24 protein-coding genes are annotated in these 21,646 nt (G+C 46.1%); 13 read left to right on the top strand and 11 right to left on the bottom strand.

The genetic code is table 11. The features are described from left to right. The first annotated feature begins 69 nt into the window (after nt 1–69). The 5 genes from A9237_RS25865 to sigZ all read left to right on the top strand — a co-directional run bounded on the left by A9237_RS25865 (nt 70) and on the right by sigZ (nt 4,605). Nucleotides 70–861 carry an FCD domain-containing protein gene (locus A9237_RS25865; RefSeq protein ID WP_009706637.1) on the top strand — a complete coding sequence of 264 codons (792 nt, stop codon included), beginning with the start codon at nt 70–72 and terminating at the stop codon, nt 859–861. A 129-nt stretch (nt 862–990) separates the two neighbouring features. Further along, a complete protein-coding gene (gene uxuA, locus A9237_RS25860; RefSeq protein ID WP_078610114.1) occupies nt 991–2,178 on the top strand; it encodes a mannonate dehydratase in 1,188 nt (395 codons plus the stop codon). Between the two features lie 190 nt (nt 2,179–2,368). Then, complete coding sequence (locus tag A9237_RS25855) at nt 2,369–3,544, top strand: MalY/PatB family protein (protein ID WP_078610113.1); 1,176 nt, start codon at nt 2,369–2,371, stop codon at nt 3,542–3,544. A 24-nt stretch (nt 3,545–3,568) separates the two neighbouring features. Then, nucleotides 3,569–3,967: a rhodanese-like domain-containing protein gene (locus tag A9237_RS25850; RefSeq protein WP_078610112.1), complete on the top strand. Its 399-nt coding sequence runs from the start codon at nt 3,569–3,571 to the stop codon at nt 3,965–3,967. Nucleotides 3,968–4,044: 77 nt separating this feature from the next. After that, the gene (sigZ, locus tag A9237_RS25845; RefSeq protein ID WP_020195529.1) at nt 4,045–4,605 is read left to right on the top strand and encodes an RNA polymerase sigma factor SigZ; all 561 of its coding nucleotides are present in this window, start codon (nt 4,045–4,047) and stop codon (nt 4,603–4,605) included. Between the two features lie 65 nt (nt 4,606–4,670). On the opposite strand, the gene A9237_RS25840 is transcribed toward sigZ, so the two are convergent. After that, nucleotides 4,671–5,561 (bottom strand): LysR family transcriptional regulator, encoded by an 891-nt coding sequence (locus A9237_RS25840; RefSeq protein ID WP_054822437.1) that lies wholly within the window; start codon nt 5,559–5,561, stop codon nt 4,671–4,673. 149 nt (nt 5,562–5,710) lie between these two features. Here A9237_RS25840 and A9237_RS25835 point away from each other — a divergent pair, with 149 nt between their 5' ends. From A9237_RS25835 to A9237_RS25825, 3 genes are all read left to right on the top strand, one after another. Then, complete coding sequence (locus A9237_RS25835; protein ID WP_038879861.1) at nt 5,711–6,247, top strand: nuclear transport factor 2 family protein; 537 nt, start codon at nt 5,711–5,713, stop codon at nt 6,245–6,247. A 109-nt stretch (nt 6,248–6,356) separates the two neighbouring features. Next, the gene (locus tag A9237_RS25830; RefSeq protein ID WP_041059225.1) at nt 6,357–6,899 is read left to right on the top strand and encodes a peroxiredoxin-like family protein; all 543 of its coding nucleotides are present in this window, start codon (nt 6,357–6,359) and stop codon (nt 6,897–6,899) included. A 162-nt stretch (nt 6,900–7,061) separates the two neighbouring features. Beyond that, nucleotides 7,062–8,300 carry a DEAD/DEAH box helicase gene (locus tag A9237_RS25825; RefSeq protein ID WP_078610111.1) on the top strand — a complete coding sequence of 413 codons (1,239 nt, stop codon included), beginning with the start codon at nt 7,062–7,064 and terminating at the stop codon, nt 8,298–8,300. A gap of 76 nt (nt 8,301–8,376) precedes the next feature. Here A9237_RS25825 and ompV read toward each other — a convergent pair whose 3' ends face one another. The 5 genes from ompV to A9237_RS25800 form a co-directional block, all read right to left on the bottom strand. Then, nucleotides 8,377–9,153 (bottom strand): outer membrane protein OmpV, encoded by a 777-nt coding sequence (ompV, locus tag A9237_RS25820; RefSeq protein ID WP_078610110.1) that lies wholly within the window; start codon nt 9,151–9,153, stop codon nt 8,377–8,379. Nucleotides 9,154–9,353: 200 nt separating this feature from the next. After that, on the bottom strand, nt 9,354–9,563 hold the full coding sequence (locus A9237_RS25815; RefSeq protein WP_005449994.1) for a hypothetical protein: 210 nt from the start codon (nt 9,561–9,563) through the stop codon (nt 9,354–9,356). A gap of 117 nt (nt 9,564–9,680) precedes the next feature. Further along, entirely contained in the window at nt 9,681–10,187 is a 507-nt protein-coding gene (locus A9237_RS25810) for a GNAT family N-acetyltransferase (protein ID WP_045415213.1), read from the bottom strand. A gap of 192 nt (nt 10,188–10,379) precedes the next feature. Then, entirely contained in the window at nt 10,380–11,072 is a 693-nt protein-coding gene (locus tag A9237_RS25805) for an MOSC domain-containing protein (protein ID WP_078610109.1), read from the bottom strand. A 55-nt stretch (nt 11,073–11,127) separates the two neighbouring features. Further along, entirely contained in the window at nt 11,128–11,370 is a 243-nt protein-coding gene (locus A9237_RS25800) for a hypothetical protein (RefSeq protein WP_020195538.1), read from the bottom strand. Between the two features lie 84 nt (nt 11,371–11,454). Between A9237_RS25800 and A9237_RS25795 the strand changes: the two genes are divergently transcribed. Next, nucleotides 11,455–12,270 carry an AraC family transcriptional regulator gene (locus A9237_RS25795; RefSeq protein ID WP_078610108.1) on the top strand — a complete coding sequence of 272 codons (816 nt, stop codon included), beginning with the start codon at nt 11,455–11,457 and terminating at the stop codon, nt 12,268–12,270. Nucleotides 12,271–12,311: 41 nt separating this feature from the next. Here the strand turns inward: A9237_RS25795 and A9237_RS25790 are convergent, their stop codons facing one another. Continuing rightward, nucleotides 12,312–12,794, bottom strand: coding sequence for an Lrp/AsnC family transcriptional regulator (locus tag A9237_RS25790; protein ID WP_078610107.1), 483 nt, complete (start codon nt 12,792–12,794; stop codon nt 12,312–12,314). Between the two features lie 120 nt (nt 12,795–12,914). On the opposite strand from A9237_RS25790, the gene A9237_RS25785 reads away from it, so the two are divergent. Both A9237_RS25785 and A9237_RS25780 read left to right on the top strand, forming a co-directional pair. Next, complete coding sequence (locus A9237_RS25785) at nt 12,915–13,514, top strand: LysE family translocator (protein WP_078610106.1); 600 nt, start codon at nt 12,915–12,917, stop codon at nt 13,512–13,514. Nucleotides 13,515–13,609: 95 nt separating this feature from the next. After that, nucleotides 13,610–14,623, top strand: a complete 1,014-nt coding sequence (locus A9237_RS25780; protein WP_078610105.1) for a zinc-dependent alcohol dehydrogenase family protein — start codon at nt 13,610–13,612, stop codon at nt 14,621–14,623. An 86-nt stretch (nt 14,624–14,709) separates the two neighbouring features. Here A9237_RS25780 and A9237_RS25775 read toward each other — a convergent pair whose 3' ends face one another. Continuing rightward, a complete protein-coding gene (locus tag A9237_RS25775; protein ID WP_078610104.1) occupies nt 14,710–16,023 on the bottom strand; it encodes a 6-phospho-beta-glucosidase in 1,314 nt (437 codons plus the stop codon). 114 nt (nt 16,024–16,137) lie between these two features. On the opposite strand from A9237_RS25775, the gene A9237_RS25770 reads away from it, so the two are divergent. Beyond that, entirely contained in the window at nt 16,138–17,064 is a 927-nt protein-coding gene (locus A9237_RS25770) for a LysR substrate-binding domain-containing protein (RefSeq protein WP_078610103.1), read from the top strand. 76 nt (nt 17,065–17,140) lie between these two features. Here the strand turns inward: A9237_RS25770 and A9237_RS25765 are convergent, their stop codons facing one another. From A9237_RS25765 to A9237_RS25755, 3 genes are all read right to left on the bottom strand, one after another. Next, nucleotides 17,141–18,226 (bottom strand): methyl-accepting chemotaxis protein, encoded by a 1,086-nt coding sequence (locus tag A9237_RS25765; RefSeq protein ID WP_078610102.1) that lies wholly within the window; start codon nt 18,224–18,226, stop codon nt 17,141–17,143. Between the two features lie 188 nt (nt 18,227–18,414). Further along, nucleotides 18,415–18,804, bottom strand: coding sequence for a VOC family protein (locus A9237_RS25760; protein WP_038895121.1), 390 nt, complete (start codon nt 18,802–18,804; stop codon nt 18,415–18,417). Between the two features lie 60 nt (nt 18,805–18,864). Then, nucleotides 18,865–19,269 (bottom strand): helix-turn-helix transcriptional regulator, encoded by a 405-nt coding sequence (locus A9237_RS25755; RefSeq protein ID WP_078610101.1) that lies wholly within the window; start codon nt 19,267–19,269, stop codon nt 18,865–18,867. A gap of 275 nt (nt 19,270–19,544) precedes the next feature. Between A9237_RS25755 and A9237_RS25750 the strand changes: the two genes are divergently transcribed. Next, on the top strand, nt 19,545–21,578 hold the full coding sequence (locus A9237_RS25750; protein WP_078610100.1) for a TonB-dependent receptor plug domain-containing protein: 2,034 nt from the start codon (nt 19,545–19,547) through the stop codon (nt 21,576–21,578). The last annotated feature ends 68 nt before the right edge of the window (nt 21,579–21,646 follow it).

The raw sequence follows: 21,646 nt of genomic DNA, 5'->3' as shown, positions 1-21,646 counted from the left end.
TGTTACCACATTCTGGTACATAGAGGTTGACCAATTGTTATTGGTCGTTATGATGGCGTGAGAAGTTAGATGGAATATAGTGATAATATCATCATGATGCCTTTTGAACCGAAAAGACCGTATCAAGAAACCGGTCTAGTCCTAAGACAAGAGTTAATCAACGGCCTGTACAAGGTTGGTGATAGGTTGCCGCCTGAGCGCGATATCGCAGAACGTCTCGACGTTAGCCGCACAGTAGTGCGTGAAGCGATCATCATGCTTGAGCTGGAAAACCTTGTCGAAGTGAAGAAAGGTTCTGGGGTGTATGTCATCAATATTCCATCTCAACCGAACTCCCGTGAAAACGTGATCAGCGATGATGCTGGTCCGTTTGAAATGCTCCAAGCTCGCCAGTTGCTTGAAAGTAACATTGCGGAATTTGCAGCGATGCAAGTAACGCCTGGCGATATCGTGAAAATGCGCGCAGCCCTTGAGTTAGAACGAGAAGAACTCGCCAGTGGCACCGCAGATTGCAACGGTGATGAGAAGTTTCACATGTGCATTGCAGAGGCAACTCAAAACTCTGTGCTGGTGGACATGCTGAAGCAATCTTGGGAGCGACGCGAGAGTAGCCCAATGTGGAAGAAACTTCATTCTCACATTGCTGGTCAAGACTACCGTGAAGAGTGGTTAGACGATCACGCCAAAATCCTCGCCGCATTGCAGCGTAAAGATCCTATCGCTGCAAAAAATGCCATGTGGCAACACCTTGAAAACGTTAAACAGCGCCTGTTGGAGCTGTCTGACATCGATGACCCAAATTTTGATGGTTACTTATTCAGTTCCAACCCTGTTGTTCTGCAGGGCGCTGAAAACGGTTAACCACATTGCCGGCTTCGGTCGGCTCTAGTCAGCGTAGCTGCATTATCGTGGCTGCATATTAAGAAGTCGTTGTGCACTTAGCTTGAATAATTCGAGCGGGCTGAGTGCGTCTTAAAAAAGGTGAGTGTCATGGAACAAACTTGGCGTTGGTACGGTCCGAATGACCCAGTGTCGCTAGACGATATTCGTCAAGCTGGCGCAACAGGCATCGTGAATGCCTTACACCACATTCCAAATGGTGAAGTGTGGTCGAAAGAAGAGATTTTAAAACGTAAAGCCATCATCGAAGAGAAAGGCTTAACGTGGTCGGTGGTTGAAAGTGTTCCTGTTCACGAAGAAATCAAAACTCAGACGGGTAACTTCCAGCAATGGATCGACAACTACAAACAAACGCTGCGTAATCTTGCAGAGTGCGGCGTAGATACGGTCTGCTACAACTTTATGCCAGTACTAGACTGGACACGTACTGACCTAGAATTTGAAATGCCAGATGGTTCTCGAGCGCTACGCTTTGACCAAATCGCATTTGCGGCATTTGAGCTACACATTCTTAAACGCCCGGGCGCAGAAGCGGATTACACCGAAGCTGAGCAAGCTCAAGCGCTTGAGTACTTCAACAACATGACGGCAGATCAAATCCAACAACTGACAAGCAACATCATTGCTGGTTTGCCGGGCGCAGAAGAAGGTTACACGTTAGAAGAGTTCCAAGCACAATTGGACCGCTACGCAGGTATCAGCAAAGACAAACTGCGTGAGCACATGGCGTATTTCTTAGCGGAGTTAATGCCAGTGTGTGAAGCGCATGGCTTGAAATTGGCGGTACACCCAGACGATCCACCGCGCCCAATTCTTGGTTTGCCGCGCATTGTTTCAACCATCGAAGACATCGATTGGTTAACCGAAAAAGTACCGAGCAAGATGAACGGCTTAACCATGTGTACCGGCTCTTACGGTGTGCGTGGTGACAACGATCTAGTGAAGATGATTAAAAAGCATGGCGATCGTGTTTACTTCACTCACTTGCGTTCAACCAAGCGTGAAGAAAGCAACCCAATGACGTTCCACGAAGCAGCGCACCTCGACGGTGATGTGGATATGTACAACGTGGTGATGGCGATTCTGGATGAAGAACAACGTCGCGCAGAAGTAGGCGATCACCGTTTGATTCCAATGCGTCCTGACCATGGTCACCAAATGCTGGATGATTTGAAGAAGAAGACCAACCCTGGCTACTCAGCCATCGGTCGCTTGAAAGGCCTTGCGGAAGTGCGTGGTCTAGAAATGGCACTAAAACGTGCTTTCTACACCAAGTAAGTAAAAAACCGCAAACCCATCTAACAAAACGCAGAGTCTAGGCTCTGCGTTTTTTGTTCTTAATTTCTTGAAAATTATCCATAAAAAGTATCTGCGATACTCTGTCAGATGAATACCTGAAAATATTTTGCGTCTTTTTCCAACCACAGTCGTCTTATCTGTGTAAAAACGATTTCGACCGGAGAATGACATGTTCAAGCCACAGCCAACGCGCTCAGATATTAAAGACAAATTCATCAAGCATGATAGCCAAATGCTCAACCAAGTGTACGGAACAGACCAAGTTGTGCCGTATTGGATTGCAGACATGGATTTCCCTATTGCATCACCTATTTCGCAAGCGATGCAGCAACTTGTTAGCCGTGAAACCTTCTCGTACGAGTTTGATAGCAAGACGGTTTTTCAGTCCATTGCTGATTGGAACAAGGATTTGCATGGTCTTGAGCTTAGCACTGATAACTTTGTTCAAGTGCCGGGCGTACTGAGTGCCATTGCGCTACTGATTCGCGAGTTCACCAAAGAAGGTGAGGGCGTTCTGATCCAGAAGCCGGTTTATCATCAGTTCCGACGTTTGATTGAGTCAGCTGGCCGAACCGTTGTGGGCAACACAATGAAAATTGAAAACGACCACTACGTGATGGACTTTGAGTTGCTTGAAAATCAGTTGAAAAGTGGTGAAGTGCAAATGATTTTGCTGTGCAACCCTCATAACCCAGTGGGACGAGTTTGGACCAAAGCTGAACTAGAGCGCATGGTGGCATTAGCTGAGAAATACAAGGTGATGATCATCAGCGATGAAGTGCATGCCGACATCGTATTTGAAGGTTCAACCTTTACCAGTATGACTTCATTAGGTTATGAAAACAGCCTGACGATCATTGGTTCTCCGGCGAAAAATTTTGGTTTGAACAGCATCTCTAACGGCTACATTTATAGCGATAACCAAGCTCTTTTCGAGAAGATCAAAGCGACATCCGCTTCACTTTCTATCGATCATGGCAATGCGTTTACTACCTACGCGACGATTGCGGCTTACCAACAGAGCAAAGAGTGGTTTGAAGGTTTTCATGCTTACACGCAAAACAATCGTAACTGGATTATTGAGTTTATTGAGCACAACTTGCCACAGGTGAAAGCATTCCTGCCACAAGGAACCAATCAAATTTGGTTGGATTTTTCTGGTTTAGAATTGGAATCTTCTCAGCTAAAAACCTTGCTCACAGAAGAAGCCAAAATGGCACTGACGCCAGGTACTTGGTTTGGTGAACCCAATGAAAACTACTACCGCATGAACTTCGCTTGTTCTTTAGAGCAAATTCAAACCTCGTTTGAGCTGCTTAAAGCCGCTGTCGATAAACGTAAGTAAGTGCAGTGGTAGGAGAATAAAACGATGACACAAACCATCACCAAAGGCATTAAAGCCCTAGCGGAAGAAGCGCGCTTGAGTGTCGCAGATCTCTCTATTGAGGATGCCAAAGCGCTGTTTGCAGACGAAGGTTACGTATTCGTGGATGTACGAGAAGCCGATGAAAGGCGCAAACTTGGCGTGATTCCGGGGGCATTTACCTGTCCAAGAGGCATGTTGGAGTTTTTGATTGATCCACAATGCCCAGTGCATAACCCAGTCTTTGCTCAAGATAAAACGTACGTTTTCTACTGTGCGCATGGACTTCGTTCCCTCTATGCAGCGAAACAAGCATCTGACATGGGGCTTGAACCTGTGCTCAACCTTGCTGGTGGTTTTGCTGAATGGGTGAAAGCAGATGGCGCTGTTGAGTCTGAGTCTTAACGGCATAGGTCACACTTGCCATACTGCTTATATTTCGATTAATATCGAATTGTTATTTTATGTATAGAGACCGTCGCATGTTAGCAGAGTGGTTGGCACACAAAGAGCAGCTCAAAAACTACATTGTCAAACAGACCAGTGATCCCGATTTAGCCGATGATATTTTGCAAGAGGTGTACATCAAGGCGAGTCAAAAGATCGACCAGTTAGAAGCGCGAAGCAAAATCAAAAGTTGGTTATATCGCATCACGCACAACGCGATCATGGATCACTATCGTACGCACCAAAGTTACGAAGAGCTGATAGACAATCAGGTTGAAGAGGAAATGCCGATAGAGCTAGAGAATCTCCAAACCATGGGGCATTGTTTGCGCCCAATGTTTGAATGTCTACCAGAGAAATATCGCCAAGCCATGATTCTGTCTGAACTTGATGGATTGCCTCAACAAACGGTCGCGGATCAGTTGGGGCTTTCGCTTTCTGCGACGAAAAGCCGAATTCAGCGTGGTCGAGTTAAGCTCAAAGCCTTGTTAGTTGAGTACTGCAATGTTGAAGCAGGTCGAGGAGGTATCGTTGATTTCTCACCAGAACCGCAGTGCCTTCACATGGCTCAAATGTACAGTGCTGAAGTGGCATAAAGCCAAGAGAACCGTTCGATTTACAATGTAAAAGCGCAGAGTTTTAGCTCTGCGCTTTTTTGTTTTTACTCGCTGTTGGGAAGCTTTTCTTTGAGATAATCAATCAAGCAGCGAACCTTAAGAGGCGTATAACGGCTTTGTAAGTACACCGCATTGAACGGTAAATTTTGCCCTGTGTAATCGCTCATCAATTGTGTAAGTCGCCCTTCTTTTAAGTGATGTTCAACCATCCAAATCGGAAGAGTGACTATCCCCATTCCAGTTAATGCAACCTCTAGTAATACATCCCCATTGTCGCTTTGAAAATTACCATTTACCGCGACGGCATGTTTCTGATTTTGCTTGGTAAAGCTCCATACATTAATGTCTCTCATCCGCGAATAAACCAAACAATTGTGTTGTTTTAAGTCTTCAGGAGCTTTGGGTTCTCCGTGCTGTTGTAAATAACTCGGCGCCGCTAAAACGAGCATTGGGTTATCAAACAAATGGCGCGCAATCAGCGTTGAGTCTTCCAGTTGTTTAGCTCGAATTGCGACATCTATCCCATCACTGATCAAGTCGGTGTGCTGGTCACTGAGCTGCAAATCCACTTTGATATCAGGATAGCGTTGGAAAAACTCTGCCATGATAGGAGCAAGCAAAATGCGACCAAACGCCACTGGTGCTGAGATGCGAATCGTCCCTTGGGGAGAAGCCACCTCCGATCTTGCCTCAGCTTCGGCTTCATCCAGTTCACCTAAAATATCAACGCAAGTTTGATAATACTTCGCGCCTGCAGGCGTTAAAGCATGGTCGCGACTGCTTCGAGCGAGGAGCTTGACGCCGATTTTCTTTTCTAACGCTGCCACTTTTTTGCTGATCGTTGTTTGTGAGGTATTCATTTCACGACCCGTGGCAGAAAAGCTGCCCGTTTGTACCACTCGAACAAATGCGCGCATTGCACTTAGTTGGTCCATTAGTGCTCTCAATTATTCTAAATAGGCATAGGTGCTAGTCATTGTAGCTCAGTTTTAGTCGATATTGGTTGGTTCTAAGATACATCCCAAGCCGAAAAACAAATCGGTAAGAAAGATTAACCAAGATTGATTCGCCAATGGAGGCGCTTATGGACATGCAACAAAAACTGCAACTTCTACTTGATAAACAAGATATTACTGAAGTGATTTTCCGTCATGCTCGCTCTTTAGATCGTATGGACGCAGAGCTGATGAAGTCCACTTACTGGGAAGATGCTATTGAAGACCATCAAGACCCAATCTTCCCAGATTTGTTTTTCTATAACGACAATGCCCACGCTTTTGTTGAACCAGCAATGAAAGGGTTTGAAGCAATCAAAATTACACAGCACCGCATCAGCAACATTCTCATTGAAGTAGATGGTGATACAGCAACTGCAGAGAGCTATGTGTGGGCGTACCACGTGCATGAAGAAGATGGCGTGGACAAAGAAGGCATTTTAGGTGGTCGTCACCTGTACCGTTTTGAACGTCGTGATGGTGTTTGGAAAATGGTACACCGTTTTACCGCTTTTGATTGGAACCAAAACCAAGATGCGAGCGCAGTGTGGTCCCCAAACTTTGAAGATAAGTACGTAGGTAAACGCAACAAATCTGACGAAAGTTACGAATACATTCAACGATAACTCCGGTCTGTTAGTTGGAGCGCGACATGTGAGGGCAGCAATGCTCTCCACTCCAACCTGTGTCGCGCTCGTTTTATCTTAAACAACGTGAAGTAAATAGGACTGAATAATGACAACCACAAAATTTACCGCAGGTGATTTATTTCCCTCTATCACTCTGCCAACGCTAAGTGGCGAAACTATCGAGCTGGGTACACCTTCTGAGAATGTTGATTGGCGCTTAGTGGTGGTTTACCGTGGCAAACATTGCCCTTTGTGTACTCGCTATCTCAACCAACTAGAGACACTAAAAGCGCGATTCTTACAACTCGGGATGGACATCGTGGCAGTCTCCGCAGATAGCCAAGCACAGCTAGAGCAGCATAAGGAGCAACTGACCGTCACGTTCCCAATCGCTTATGGTCTGACAGTAGAGCAGATGCAAACGCTAGGTTTGTATATCTCGGAGCCTCGCTCAGAAAAAGAGACAGACCATCTCTTTGCAGAACCGGGCCTGTTTGTGGTGAACAGTAAAGGACAAGTTCAGCTAGTCGATATTTCCAACGGTCCATTCGCTCGACCTGACCTAGAAGTCTTGCTCTCAGGATTGGCGTTTATCCGTAACCCAGAAAATGATTACCCTATTCGTGGTACCTACCAAGCGGCAATCTAATCACTGTTTTTGTTTGAGGCATTAAGAACCAACGACGTTTGCAGACTTCCTCTTCTAAAATGGGATTGTTCGTCTAATGGATTGTGGTAAAGTCCGCGCCTGCGATTTACTGCATCTATATTGTTTTACTGCCTCTTCAACCAAAAGCACAAGGTTAAGCTAATGCCATTTTCTACTCTCTCTTTGAGCTCTGAGCTGATTCATGCACTGCCAAAAGACTTCAAGAAGCCAACCGATATTCAGGCTTTGGCAATTCCTGAACTACTTAGTGGTAAAGACGTATTGGCATTAGCAAATACAGGCAGTGGCAAAACCCTAGCGTATGGTTTGCCTCTGTTGGAAAAGCTAAGTGTAAACCCAGAGCAAAAAGCGCTAATTCTAGTACCAACGCGTGAGCTGGCGACACAAGTGAGCGAGGCGATTAACCTAGTTGGTCAAGCTATTGGTCTCAACGCAGTGTGTTTGTGTGGTGGTGTGGATAAAGAGACGCAACTACAAGCACTTGCGGCAAACCCTCACATTCTTGTGGCGACAACAGGTCGTTTAGTTGATCTGGCGAACAACGGTTTGGACCTGAGTGATATCCATTACCTAGTGTTGGATGAAGCGGATCGCTTGTTGGATATGGGCTTTTGGCCAGACGTGCAAAATATTGCAGGGCAGGTTTCAAACCAGCGTCAAACCGCGATGTTCTCAGCAACGTTTTCTGATGAGTTGAAGGGCAAAGCCAAGCAGCTGATGCTCGCACCAAAACAGGTAGCAGCGCATCAAGAAAACAGCACCAATCAAGATATTTCTGAGACGCTATATCTCGTCAACAAAGGTAGTAAAACCAAAGCCTTGATTGAACTGATCAAGCAAAATGCATGGACACAGGTATTGGTGTTTATTGGCGCGAAAGAGAATGCAGATGGTTTAGCTAAGAAGTTGAACAAAGCGGGGATCACAACGAATGCGCTGCACGGTAATAAGAGCCAAGCAGAGCGAGAAGACGCGCTGGCGCAGTTTAAATCTGGGCAAACACAGGTGCTTATTGCCACCGACCTATTGGCGCGCGGTATTCACATCGAGCAACTACCAGTAGTGATTAACTTTGAGTTGCCAATGCACGCAGAGACTTATGTTCACCGAGTAGGACGTACAGCCCGTGCAGGCGAGCAAGGTGTTGCAATGTCGCTGGTTTGTCATGGCGAAGCCGAAGCTCTTACGGCGATTCGTAATTTGACCCAACGTGAATTACCAACGCAAGACCTTGAAGGTTTCCCAGTAACGGATAAGCCATCAACAGGCGAAAGCAAACGCGCCCCACGTGATAAAAAAGCCAATCGCCGAACCAATGCCAAGAAGAGCATTAAGCAGTTCCAAGGCAAGCCGAAACGCCAAGCACCTAAAGCTAAATGAGCAAAACCAAATAAAAAAGCCATCGTAATGATGGCTTTTTTATTAAATGGAGTGTGTGTCTAAATAGGGGTAGTGCTTAGAAGTTGTAAGAAACTGTCGCGCCTACTGCCCATTGGTTTGCACTGTCTACGATAGAAGAATCGCTGATGCCACTACCTAGACGAGTGTATTGTGATACTTGGCTGATTTGCCAGTGCTCAGTGATTGGCACTACCAGTTTGTAACCTAAACCGTAGTTTACGGTTGCGTCGCCTGTGTATGCTTTGCGGTTTGCACGTGCTTCTTTGTCTGTTACACCGAAGTAGTAATCAACGTAATCTTTGCTTTGGTAAGACACGCTCGCAAATGGTACGAAATCAACATTCCCGATATTCATGATATGGAAGTAAGTAGCACCACCTTGGAAGCCTTTGTAAGCGCCTGATACATCATGTTGTAGGTAAGTTGAGATCACGTTGTTTGGATCAAGTCTGAAATCTGCGTTCAAACCTAGATCGATCGCGATATCACGTCGTTTCGTACCTTTTAGGCTTTTCGCTACATCGCTATCACGAGGTACACCGCTACCTACCACGTAAGCACTCATGTTAAGTAGTTCATCGTTGTTACCTAGGAAACGGTAGTTAATACCGCCTAAATCAGCGTTGAAGTCTTCACCATGGTAGCCACCGTTTAGAACTGGCGCAGTGTTGTGTTTTTGGTCTTTGAAAAGATCGCTCGCTTGTACTACGCCAGCTTCGACCATCCAGCCACCTTCGTTGTTGTAGATGTTACCGTTACGAATGTAAGTATCACCCGCTGTTGCCGTGCCTGCAGCCGTCAACGTTAATAATGCAATAATTGTTTTGTTCATTGTTCTGTCCCAGTCACTTGGTTTTGAACGCTGTACAAAATAAGGTTGTAACCCTCTATCAGCAGAACGTATGGAAGTGTAATGATGACTTTAAGAAATGTATGGTTTCACCTAAAAAATGCTAAGAAGTAGAACCATGCCCGCTATGAAGGCATGGTTGAGACGTTGGTATAGATGATCTCTATCGCCGTTGAGATGGTTTAACTGGGTTTGCGGTGAAGGTACTTCATGACTTTCCCTTGCTTCCACATCATAACGCCTGTGATGGCAACAACGGGAACAAGTACAAATAACGTTAAAGTCATGAACATTTCATTTGCCTTCAGCGGTGAATAAAGCGCTGCACCCACCAACAGCGCACACAATATATGCATCCATCTTAAAACCAATCTTACTAACTGTCCGCTCATTGCCTTTCTCCTTTGCTTTGTTTCAATACACGATACAGGGCAAAGTGGTGACGGTTTTGGCTTTGAGATAAAACGCCTAATAGAGTTATAAGTGAACGTATAGGATGATGAATGGTTTTATGCTGAGCAGATAACTTTCGGAATGTGTCTAAGACCCAACATAGTGCATCCGTCTTCCAAGTAGCTATCGGTGACAACATCGAAGCCGAACTTGCCGTAGTAGTCTCTCAAGTGTGCTTGTGCGGATATAAAAATACTGTCGTTCGGGTAGATCTTTCTTGTGGCATCGAAACTCACTTGCATCAAATGGTTGCCGATGTTTTTCCCTCTGTAATCCTCTGCGACGATAACGCGACCAATACACACGTCATTGGCATCAGAGTTCAGCAAGGGTAAAACATCAACGGGATATCCGAGTTTCGGAGGCATAATACGACTATAAGCCACCAGACGTTCGTTATCATATCCCATCACATGGTAGGTGTCGGGATGGTTATCTTTACCATCCAAATCGCTATATGGCGTGTTCATGTCTACGATGAAAATATTGACTCTTTGCTGCAAAAAATCGTAAAGCTCTTGAACAGACAGGTCTGCGAATTTCTTAATTCTCCATTCGAGCATCATGCTTCCCCTTGTATTATTTTGGGTACAACATAAAGAGTATTTGTACGGGATTCATTAACCTTTGTTAATTGCCAAGCTCCAGCTTAAATACAGATTTGCTGTATTGAACGACTAAAAAGCAAAAGCCCCACTGACTTGGTTGTGGGGCTAATATTGGAAGGGATACGCTCCGGGGAGTCAAAACGGGAATTAACCCGCAGTCGGGCCAACCAAACGCATTTCCCAATCTTCTACTTCGCCAGTTTCCAGGCGGCGTTCAACAAGCTTGCCCCAAGATTCAACCAATGGAAGTTCCGCCAGTTGGCTTAGCTCCGTTTTATCTAGGCAACCAGTAAATACTGCGCCCATGATGCGAGCCAGTGACCAGTCTGGGTAAGGTCTTTCGTATAGAATAATTTCGTCACCTGCGCCGATATCGCCCTCTTGTAGCACTCGGAAGTACCAGCCTGTTCGAAGCGTGTCTTGCAGTCTTCTCGCCATGTCGTTTTGCTCAAAGCGGACGTTGAGTTTCCAACAAGGCATGCGCCCTTGGGATACTTCCAGCAAGGTTGAGCCGATGCGGATTTTATCTTTCAAGCAAATGGATTCTTCTGTTACGCCACTTGAGCTTAAGTTTTCGCCGAACGCGCCAGCTGCTTGGAAAATCGCTTTGTCGCCCAGCTCTTGCTGCCAAACCGGATAGTGCTCACTTGGATAAATATGAAGGGCTTTTTGAATCCCACCATGAAAGCGCGGGTCGCCTTGTTCGTCACTGGTAAAACCCAGTTCTGTTGCGTGCTGACGCTGCGGCAGAACCTGTTTGTTAATCGCACTTTTCGCACCATGTGCAAAGGCAACGGTTTTACCTGCTAATACGCTGTTAACTACGCCTAACTTCTTCATATTCTTTCCTTATCGCCTGAAACTGATTTGCCAAACGGCGTGAGACAAGACCACGCTAGCGCTCGCCCAATGACTTAAATACCGGAATCGCTGCCAGTACTTCAATGCGCTTTTCTGTGCTTCTTAAGTAGCGCGTTTCGCTATCTGAAACCAACACATGACGTTGATAACCTTCCGTTTTAGGAAACTTGGTTAACACGGTTTCGAGCGATGCTTCGCACTTGTCTTGGTTGATGTTATCAATATCGACTTTGAATAAGAGTTGGTTTTCTTTGGATATTTCAACTTGATATCGCATACGTCGCACCTCACGGCTTCATTCACTTTGCTGAGCATGATAGCCTAGTGAGCTTGTGTCAGAGTAGGGATGTAAGGACAGTTAATGATGCCAACCCGCCAAATTGATTCTCACTCCGGTGTCATGACCTCCAATGAGATGATGGCTGCTAATCCCCACTCACCGGCACTGGTTAAGACCATCGACATGCCGAAAGGTTACATTGATGCGCTGCACCAACACACGTGGCATCAAGTCATTTTCCCGATCAAAGGGCTATTGCAAACCAAAACCGAGCACTACCAACACCTTGTGCCTCATACCTCTGCGCTGTTTGTACCTGCGGGTATTCAACATGAATCCATCGCACTAAGCCATACGACATTTGTCGGTATCTATCTAAACCCTAAGTTCGGTACTGAGTACGAGCATCAAGTTAGAACCATCACTCTCACTCCTTTCTTGAACGAGCTGCTACAGGAAATACGTCGTCAATGCGAAGGGTTCGTCAGTGATGAGGAAGTATCGCGCTTGCTAGGCGTACTGCACGATCAAATCATGAAAGACAACGTGCAGACCTTTCAGTTACTGCTGCCTGAAGACAGACGCTTAAAGCTGATTTTTGAAGCGCTGACCGACACGCCAGCATTGGATTGGTCACTCAAACAGTGGGGAGAGAAAGTCGGTGCATCGGAACGAACGTTGTCGCGCTTATTCTCCAAAGAGTTCAACACCTCGTTTCAACTTTGGCGACAACAAATTCGGCTGATTTATTCGCTCTCTTTGCTGGACGAAGAGCTCTCCATCCAAAGCATTGCCGATAAAGTGGGGTATCAAAATGACTCTTCCTACATCAAAGCATTTAAAGCCTATTTTGATGTCACCCCACAGCAGTTTCGCGTGAATGGTCGACGGGGATAGCGAGTACAATCTTGTCTACAACATCGGTCTCGTCCATCACACTACTCTAGCGGCAACTGGAAGGTACTCTTGATTTCCTTAACGGAGACGTTGGATTGAATGGCGCTGATGCCTTTTACGCGGCGAATTGTACTGATGTGGTCAAAGTATTCGTCTAAGTCTCTCGCCACCACTTGCACCATATAATCCGCGCTGCCAGCAATGCAGTGACACATTAAGATCCAATCGGTTTCTGCTACGAAGTCTTCAAAAGGCGTGGTGTTTTCTACCTCATGGCTGCCGAGGGTAACCAGAGTAAAACCAGAAACTTGAAAGCCGAGTTTTTTGCGGTTCAACTTCGCCGCGTAACCCTCAATGTAGCCTTCCTCTTCCATCTTTTTCCAGCGTCGCCAGCAGGGCGTTTCACTCAGGTTAACGGTCTCTGCGAGCTTGGAATTACTCATGCGACCATCTTTCTGAATGTGGTCAAGAATGGCGAAATCGGTACTATCCAATTCAAGGTTGGTGGATTCTTTCTTTTTCATGATTATTTTAGAAATAGTCTGCTCAAATTAACTTTTATCGTAGCGCAGATAGCAATTTTCTTTCTACCCAAATCGTTAGACTGTTCCCATATTCGTTGATTACTTTTTGGGAGAGAGTGCATGAGTGCTCAATTGTTGGCGGCATTTTTGTTGTTTGCCGTTTCTATTTCTTTAACACCGGGAGCGGGTAACGTCGCGCTGTTAGGTATTTCAAGCCGATATGGGTTTTCTGCGACCGTGCCGTTTGTATTGGGCAATGCAGTTGGGGTGATCATCATGTTGGTTGGTGCAAGTGTGGGGCTTGTCAGTTTGTTTACCCTTTACCCAGATTTGTACACGGCGTTAAAGTGGATTGGCGCGGCGTACCTGCTGTATCTCGCATGGTCGATTGCCACGATGGAACTCGACAATGATTCGCATGCAAAAAAGTCTGGCTTTTTATCTGGCGTTTGGGTGCAAATTCTCAATCCGAAAAGTTGGGTTGCTTCGCTGACGGTGTTCTCTCAATTTATCTCGCCAAACAATGATTACCTGACTCAGGTGGTGATCATTATCAGCGTGATGGTGGGAACCGGTGTGCTGGGGATGTTTGCGTGGGCGTACTTTGGCACTGTATTGAACCGCTTTATTCAGTCACCACAAAAGGTAGTGTGGGTAAACCGATGCATGGGCAGCAGCCTCGCTTTAGTGGTGGTGTTTATGCTGAGTCAGCTCGTGTAAGCTCTTATCCAATTTGACGCGCGCGCCGAGAAAACGTTATATACCCGTTTCGCTATGGCGCGCCATACTTCCTCTAGTAATCCCGTGGTATCCAGATGAGCTTAACAGAGACCAACTCGGCCAAGACCAACACTCGCGTTAATCAACTGAGCTTTGGTTTGCCAAGTGAATCGTTGGTGTTGGAGCATGTAGAGTTAGAACCACTGGCTTTGGGCAAAGTGCGCGTGCAAATCGAAGCCACAAACATTAATCCAAGTGACCGATTGTCGATTCAGGGAGTAGGGCAGTATCGTCGTACCCATGTACCGCCGCGAGTGCCTGGGTTTGAAGCGGTTGGGCGTGTGGTTGAGATAAACGATCCGCATCAAACCGAATTTCACATTGGGCAAAAGGTGCTGGTGGCACAGAGCGGGACTTGGCAAAGCTATGTCGATGCGCCTACGGAGAATGTCTTTGTAGTGCCGGAAGATCTTGAGAGCGGCTATGCTTGCCAGTTGTATATCAACGCCCTGACGGCTTGGGTGATCACCACTCACGTTGCCAAGTTGTGCGAAGAGGATGTGGTGATCATCAACGCGGGCAATTCTGCGATTGGTAAGATCTTCGCTCAGTTGTCGCATTCACTTGGATTTACTTTAATTGCAATAAGCTCCTCGCCAGAGCGCTATCCATACGACGCCATTGCAGTGCTAGATAGTAAGCAAGATCTGCAATCTCAAATCGATGCCCGAGAGCAGCCTCAACCCAATGTTGCACTCGATGCCATTGGCGGCAAGTTGGGCACACAACTCATCCAAGCTGTGTGTAAATCGGGAACATACATCAATTACGGAACGCTTTCGCTCACCCCTTATGAGCCAGCTTTCTTCGCTTGTATGAAGCAGAACAATATAGACTTCAGTACGTTCTTTTTGCGTTATTGGGAAGAGTCGGTTGGTAAGAGCGCTCGCAAGCAAGTCTTTGCCGAGATGCTAGAACACTTTATGGAACACCAGATACAACTCGATGTGGATCGCTACCTTCCGTTAGAACAGTTCCCGCGTGCTTTTGAGCTGATAGAAGATGAGTCGGTCACGCTGCAAGGCAAAATCATTCTGACCATGCAGTGACTGTATTCAAGCGCATTTAGGTTACTGGGTAAATTGAAGAATAAAAAGGGATGGCATTCACCATCCCTTTTACGTGTTCGTTAGGATTAACGGAACTGTGGCATGTAGTCGAGGTTGGCTTCAATCGTCTCTTCTAGAGCCTTTTCTAGAATCGTCCCAGTGGTCACGAGCGGGTTCAAAATCAATGCTCGATGCGCGGCATTGCGGTCGCCTGTGACAGCCGCTTCTACCGTGAGTGATTCAAAATCTTTCATCAATTGAATCAAGCGCAGCGTATCGCTTGGGAATGGCGCGACGTTTAAAGCCACAGGTCCCGATTTTGTGATCATGCAGCTGACTTCCACCGCGCAATCGTCAGGTAAACCTGCAATGGCACCGTTGTTACGGGTGTTTACGTGCATGATGGTGCGCTTATCGTTGTAGATAGAGCTCATCAGCTCGCAGGCAGCTTCTGAGTAGTATTGACCACCACGCTTTTCGAGCTCTTTTGGTTTCTCGTTGAGTTCTGGATTGCGGTAGATATCGAACAGTCGTTTCTCCATGGCTTTGACCACTTCACCGCGAGTACCTTCGCCGTTCGCTTCTTCAATCTCTTGGCTCATGATGTCTTCGCTGGTGTAGTAATAGCGCAGATAAGCACACGGGATCATCCCCATATTACGCAGCAGCTCTTGTGGCCAGTCGAATGGAGGAATGTTTTGCGGCACCAAAGGATCGTTGCCGGATAGGATCTCTTCGACCACTTCTTGCAGTTTGTCACGACCATCGTGCAGGATCTGGCGTGCCCAGATAAAGTGGTTCAAACCCGCAACTTGCAGTACAAACTCTTGCTCGTTAGCACCTAGCATTTGGGCGATGCCTTTTTGCATGATCACTGGCACGTTACATAAACCGACCGCTTTCACTTTGGTGTGTTTGAGAATCGCTTCTGTCACCATGCCTGATGGGTTGGTAAAGTTTAGCAACCAAGCATCTGGACACAACACTTCCATCTCTTTACAGATTTCCAGCGCGATAGGAATAGTACGACAGGCATTGGCAAAACCGCCTAACCCATTGGTCTCCTGACCTATCATGCCGTACTTCAGTGAGATACGTTCATCACGGATTCGACCTTCCAAGCAGCCAGCGCGAAATTGAGAACATACAAAGTCTGCGTCTTTCAAAGCAGGTTTGCGATCCAAAGTGACGTGCACATCAATATGCGACATGTCGTTTTTAGCCAACATGCGACGTGTTAAATCGCCAATGATGCTGACTTTCTCTGCGCCATCTTCAATATCAACCAACCACAGCTCGCCGATTGGCAGTTCATGATTGCGTTTGATCAGACCTTCGATCAGCTCTGGTGTGTAGCTAGAGCCTGCGCCAATGATGGTAATTTTAAGATTCTTTTTCATCGTGATGTTCTCGTTATGGATAAGACAGTTTGATTAAAAAGCACCCTTATGAACTTCACAAACCAAACAAATCTTGCTATGGATTAGTACAGCTAATTTATAGAAGGTCGAGTGATGGACAGAAAGCAGCAGATGCTCTCCAATATGTATACTTTTGCGATTGCAGGTAAGTTTCTTAGCTTTACCAAAGCAGCGGAAGAGCTCTTCATTACCCAAGGGGCGGTGAGCCAGCGAATCAAATCGTTAGAAGAGCAACTGGGCTTCAGTTTGTTTGTGCGCATGACGAGACGATTAGAACTGACCAAAGAAGGTGAGCGATTACTGCATGCATTAAACCAATCGTTCGACGTTATTTTCTCTGAGCTCGAAGACATCAAGTTCAATGAACTGCGCGGTGAGTTATATATTGGAGCAGCGCCGACGTTCGCCCAGAGTTGGCTTTTGCCAAGGTTGCCAGATTTCCAACGTTTGTATCCGCATCTCAATATAAAACTGAGGGTGAAAGCGAGCCGTTTGGACTTTCAGCATGAGCCCGTCGATATCGCGATTTATTACAGCGATAGCGAACATCCGGGTTTTTACCATCAGCGTTTATTTGATGAAGTGCTGTTGCCGGTTTGTAGCCCCAAATACTTTAACGACCATTTCACTGGGCCAGCACCATTGCTTGAGCAATTGGCCAGTGTGACTTTTATTCATTGCTCTGAATCATTAGAGGCGAGTGAACCCAATCAAGAATGGGCGATGTGGCTGGATAAACAATCTAACCCGCTACTCAACACACTTAACGTGATGGACAGAACTTACTTGTTTAATCACGCCGATATGGCAATGACAGCGGCTAAGAACGGAATGGGATTGGGGATCGCCCGTGAATCTTTAGTCAAAAGCAGCCTAGAAAACGATGAACTAGTGGCACCTTTTGAGCGCGTAAGTGCAGAGCGAGGCTACGATTTGATCTGTTTAAACGGGCAGCAACACAGACCAAAGAATGCTGCATTTATTGAATGGCTTGAGACGCAATTGCCAAAGAATGGATAAGGGATGATAGGGAAGGTAAGTCCAACCTCCTCCCTTAATTCATTCGATGAGAAGGGAGGAGGAACAAGCACTGTAATTAACTCGCGATAATCTCTTCCATCAAGCGGTCTATCTGAACGACGACTTGTTCGCTGGCGTCTTCCATAGCGTTAATTGCGGTCACCATGCCGGTCATGTTGCCAGATTTGGCTTGGCTCATTGCTTCACGTCCGCTGTCATGCACGCCTTTGTGTGGTTCTTCAAGTAACGCATAGCTTCTTAGGTGGCTGTAAGCTTTGCCATCGCCACGGTAGTACCACTGGCCTAAGCGACACTCTGAGTGGCTATTCACCGTTTCACCGAATGCACCGCTTTGTAGGAGGCGGTAAACGTTGTTTTTCCAGATGGCGTGGTCGAGTTTGACCGTATCTAAGAAAGCACGCGTTGAAGCAATGTGAATCACTTGCTTCATGTGTTCTGACTTCACCACCACTTCATTCACGATGGTGCCAATTTGAGCCGAAGAGGCAGAGACTTCTTCCGCGCAAGTTTGGTTTTCGTCGATGGAGTTTTTAATTGCGCTGACTTGCGTGAGCACTTGGTTAACCAACGAATCAATTTTCTCACTGGCTTCGCTCGCTTTACCTGCAAGTGTTCTCACTTCGTCTGCGACCACGGCAAATCCACGTCCGGCTTCACCGGCTCGTGCGGCCTCAATGGCGGCATTGAGAGCGAGCAAGTTGGTTTGGTCAGAAATCTCTTGAATAGTAGATACAAGGTGGGAAATAGAAGTGGCGGTGTTATCTAATATTTGAACAGATTCAATGCTTTGTGAGGCTTGAGTGCTGATCTTTACAGCTCGGTTATCAAGTCGTGCTAAGGCCTGATGCGTCTGCTTAAACATTTCATCAAGCTGTTGCAGTTCTTGGTTTTCATTCGCCATGGACTGAGCACTTTCGACCATTTCAGTTCGAATGGTTTGGAGCATATCGCCCCCTTTTAAGCTGCTCGACATTAACTCATCACAGTTGTGGTGATCTTGTTGTGCTGAGCCAACAAGTTGTTGAGTTTCTTGGAGCTGATTTTCTAGAACGGTAACATCGGTTTGATACTTCTGCTTAAGGTCTGCTAACTCTTGTTTTAGCGCCTCATTTTCTGCTTTGATTCGTTTTAATCCAAACATAGGTTTTATAAATATTACAGAATGTTAAAAAATCCATGTTAATCGAGTTGAGTATCGAATACACGATGACTTTCATATCTTTGCTCGGTCGAATCACACTTTTTATGTAAGGTTATAACCAAGCAGAGGCTTCAAATCTTAAGAAAGATCTGACAGCCTCCGCCTACTTACACTTAGTTGTTATAGCTTTAGAGCTCTTGCATCAGTTGGATGTAGTTTCCGCAAGTGTCATCAAGCACGGCAATCATCACAGTGCCCGCTTCTCTTGGCTCAATAGAGAACTGTACGCCAAGCGCAGTCAGCCTTTCATACTCGCCATTGAGATCATCGACAGCGAAGGACGTCCACGGGATACCCGCTTCTTTTAGGGAGGCTTGATACACTTTCGCTGGACCAAATGCCATCGGTTCTAACAATAGCTCTACACCCGATTGCTCTTGTGGAGAGACGACGGTTAGCCATTTATGTTCACCGATTGGTACTTCGGTCTTTTTGATAAAGCCAAGAACATTGGTGTAGAAATCGAGGGCTTTGTCCTGATCGTCCACAGGTACGCTGGTTAGGGAAATTCTGATCACGGGTATTTACCTTTGCTGGATTTGGATGAGGAAAAGATACTGAAAGTGAGGCTCAAAAACTTATTCTAGATTGCTTTTCTGCATTTTTTGAAACGCTTTGGGTGAGTAACCCGTGCTCTTTCTAAAGACACTCGAAAATGTGGTTAAGCTCTCATAGCCAACCTGAAAACAAGTATCCGTGATTGAGTGACCTTCCTTGAGTAGCGCTTTGGCTTTCTTAATTCGCATATCCCTTAAATAGCTTCGTGGGGTCACGCCATACATCTGTTTGAAAATCCGCACATAGTGGAAGCGAGACATAAAGGCGGCTTTGGCTAAGTCGTTTAATTCGATGTTTTCTGAGTGATGCTTTTCCATAAATGCTTTTGATTGCCTGATCAGAAGAAACTGCTTTGGGCTCAACGACATCTCGCTGTATACGCGGTCAATTTCTTGTTCATAGAAGGTCTTTGGGCGAGGTGACATCGTATTTCCACATTCTGAAAGCATCGTATTGAGTCTAACACTGCTTCGGCAAGATTGGACAAACGAGTGGTTTAAGTGCTCGACCTTGCGCGAAAAACCTTTCATACCTCATCTCAATCTTCTTCCTAAATACTGATCATGTGATGATGATTTGCTCGATCTGATTAAAAATAAATCACTCATTAACGTAAAGAATGTAAATGAGATTAATTATCATTAAGTTCATGTATTATGCTGCGCTCCCTCGTTATTGTTTATAAAATATAAGTAGTATTATGAAACTGAAGTCACTTTCCGCAGCCATCACCTTTGCGATTGCCTCTTTTGCTGCTCACGCTTCTGACGAAAACATCGTCGTTGTCGGTTCTGCTCTTGATCAACTTGTTCAAACTGAAATCAACTCAGAGACATTAGAACAAAAACAAGCGTCTGATATTAAAGACATCCTGAACACCATGCCGAGTGTAACGGTTGACGGTAACGCACGTTACTCGCGCAAGGTTTACATCCGCGGTATGGAAGACAAATACTCGGTTGTCACCATTGATGGTGCACGCCAAGAAGGTCAGTTATTCCATCACTCTGGCGATCAGACGTTTGACCCAGCCATGCTTAAATCTGCTGAAATTACCCTAGGTGGTAACTCGGTACTGTCGGGCGCGGGCGCGATTAACGGCTCATTCAGCTACGAAACGAAAGATCCCAGTGACCTCCTTGCGGAAGACGAAAGCATCGGTGCTCGCGTTAAAACGGGGTATCAAACGGCTTACGAACGCTTCACGACGAACGTTGCGGTTTACGCGAAACTGAACGATGAACTCCAACTTATGGGTATTGCGAACTACTCAGATGACGGTGAGTTGTACATTCCGGGTAAAGATGATGTGACTTCTAAGCAAGGTAAGTTGAAGTCTGGCTTGGTGAAAGTGGTGTTCGTACCAAACGACGCGAACGAGTTTAAATTGTCTTACGACACGTACCAAGACGGTGGTAAACGTCAGCTATCGGGTGAGAAAGCGGGTGCACTGTACGCACACGATGAGCACAACTACCACTCGATTAACCGAGATACTGTGACGTTCATGCATCGCTATGACGATGGCAGTGACTTGGTGAACCTAAAGACGAACCTATACTACAACCGTCAGTACATGGATCGTGATGCGCTAACTGAAGAGTATGGCGATTGGAACCAAGTGAATGGCGCTTGGGAATTCACCAAAGATGGTGACCTATCAATCCCTTCTCGTGAGTACAACGTGACGACAATTGGTGGTGATATCCGCAACATCTCTTGGGTTGGCGAGCATGAGTTGACTTACGGCTTCGAGGGTTACAAATCAGAGCAGTGGGTTGATTCTGGCCTTGGTCATTACACGTCGGGCTCGAAACTCGGTGAGACGAAGAACTACGACATCGACGGCGGTACAGTAACGGCTTACGGCATCTACGCTCAAGACGCATTCGAGATTAATGACTTCCGTTTTGTTACTGGTCTCCGTTATGACGTGCATGAGCTGGGTGGTGTATTTAAAGGTAAATACGACCAGCTGTCGCCTAAGTTCCAAGGTGAATACCAAACCACAGATAACCTAAGACTGCGTGTTGGTTACGGTCGTCTATTCAAAGGCGCTTCACTACCTGAAACACTAACCATGAAAGCGGCGGCTGACGTAACTCAGGCAGACACCAAAGCCATGACAGGTAACAACTACGAAGCGGGCTTCGATTACGACATGTCAGGTTTATTGATGGCGGATAATGCGATTCTTGGCTTCACTGCTTACCAGTATGACCTAGACAATCAAATGCACCCGACCAAGAACAACAGAACCTTGGCTAACCAAAATGATGTAGAAGTTTGGGGTGTAGAAACCGTATTTACTTACAGCATTGAAGATTTCGACCTGTACGCAAACCACTCATACTCTGATGGTGAGCAAACCAGTCTAGAAAGCGGCAAGACGAGCCACATGAATAAGACGGGTATTCACAACATCAAGGCGGGCTTTAAGTACGATGTAACCAGTGAAGTGGTGTTCGGTTGGGATTCACGCTTCGTTCCAGGTAACGACTACACAGACGAAGATGGCGAGAAAGTGGAGCGCCCTGGTTTCGCAACACATAACTTATGGGCTGTGTACGTACCGGACTTCGCGAAAGACCTATCAGTTAATCTAGCGGTCGACAACGTGTTCAACAAGCTATACGCAGAGCACACAGGCTTTGGTATCTCTTGGGGTTCAGTGAAATACACCAGCTACGAAGTAGGTCGTAACTTTAAAGCGTCTGTGGCTTACAGCTTCTAATCACGCTTAGATAAATCACTCCAAAAAAACAAAACCCCGATAATTGGTGCTCAACTATCGGGGTTCTT

The organism is Vibrio owensii (assembly GCF_002021755.1).
Lineage (GTDB): Bacteria > Pseudomonadota > Gammaproteobacteria > Enterobacterales > Vibrionaceae > Vibrio > Vibrio owensii.
The sequence above is the reverse complement of the archived record's forward strand: the minus strand, read 5'-3'. Positions and strand labels throughout refer to the sequence as shown.

Coding starts and splice junctions, on each gene's coding strand:
- A9237_RS25865 (WP_009706637.1), top strand. CDS start 70: ATGGAATATAGTGATAATATCATCATGATGCCTTTTGAACCGAAAAGA.
- uxuA (WP_078610114.1), top strand. CDS start 991: ATGGAACAAACTTGGCGTTGGTACGGTCCGAATGACCCAGTGTCGCTA.
- A9237_RS25855 (WP_078610113.1), top strand. CDS start 2,369: ATGTTCAAGCCACAGCCAACGCGCTCAGATATTAAAGACAAATTCATC.
- A9237_RS25850 (WP_078610112.1), top strand. CDS start 3,569: ATGACACAAACCATCACCAAAGGCATTAAAGCCCTAGCGGAAGAAGCG.
- sigZ (WP_020195529.1), top strand. CDS start 4,045: ATGTTAGCAGAGTGGTTGGCACACAAAGAGCAGCTCAAAAACTACATT.
- A9237_RS25840 (WP_054822437.1), bottom strand. CDS start 5,561: ATGGACCAACTAAGTGCAATGCGCGCATTTGTTCGAGTGGTACAAACG.
- A9237_RS25835 (WP_038879861.1), top strand. CDS start 5,711: ATGGACATGCAACAAAAACTGCAACTTCTACTTGATAAACAAGATATT.
- A9237_RS25830 (WP_041059225.1), top strand. CDS start 6,357: ATGACAACCACAAAATTTACCGCAGGTGATTTATTTCCCTCTATCACT.
- A9237_RS25825 (WP_078610111.1), top strand. CDS start 7,062: ATGCCATTTTCTACTCTCTCTTTGAGCTCTGAGCTGATTCATGCACTG.
- ompV (WP_078610110.1), bottom strand. CDS start 9,153: ATGAACAAAACAATTATTGCATTATTAACGTTGACGGCTGCAGGCACG.
- A9237_RS25815 (WP_005449994.1), bottom strand. CDS start 9,563: ATGAGCGGACAGTTAGTAAGATTGGTTTTAAGATGGATGCATATATTG.
- A9237_RS25810 (WP_045415213.1), bottom strand. CDS start 10,187: ATGCTCGAATGGAGAATTAAGAAATTCGCAGACCTGTCTGTTCAAGAG.
- A9237_RS25805 (WP_078610109.1), bottom strand. CDS start 11,072: ATGAAGAAGTTAGGCGTAGTTAACAGCGTATTAGCAGGTAAAACCGTT.
- A9237_RS25800 (WP_020195538.1), bottom strand. CDS start 11,370: ATGCGATATCAAGTTGAAATATCCAAAGAAAACCAACTCTTATTCAAA.
- A9237_RS25795 (WP_078610108.1), top strand. CDS start 11,455: ATGATGCCAACCCGCCAAATTGATTCTCACTCCGGTGTCATGACCTCC.
- A9237_RS25790 (WP_078610107.1), bottom strand. CDS start 12,794: ATGAAAAAGAAAGAATCCACCAACCTTGAATTGGATAGTACCGATTTC.
- A9237_RS25785 (WP_078610106.1), top strand. CDS start 12,915: ATGAGTGCTCAATTGTTGGCGGCATTTTTGTTGTTTGCCGTTTCTATT.
- A9237_RS25780 (WP_078610105.1), top strand. CDS start 13,610: ATGAGCTTAACAGAGACCAACTCGGCCAAGACCAACACTCGCGTTAAT.
- A9237_RS25775 (WP_078610104.1), bottom strand. CDS start 16,023: ATGAAAAAGAATCTTAAAATTACCATCATTGGCGCAGGCTCTAGCTAC.
- A9237_RS25770 (WP_078610103.1), top strand. CDS start 16,138: ATGGACAGAAAGCAGCAGATGCTCTCCAATATGTATACTTTTGCGATT.
- A9237_RS25765 (WP_078610102.1), bottom strand. CDS start 18,226: ATGTTTGGATTAAAACGAATCAAAGCAGAAAATGAGGCGCTAAAACAA.
- A9237_RS25755 (WP_078610101.1), bottom strand. CDS start 19,269: ATGTCACCTCGCCCAAAGACCTTCTATGAACAAGAAATTGACCGCGTA.
- A9237_RS25750 (WP_078610100.1), top strand. CDS start 19,545: ATGAAACTGAAGTCACTTTCCGCAGCCATCACCTTTGCGATTGCCTCT.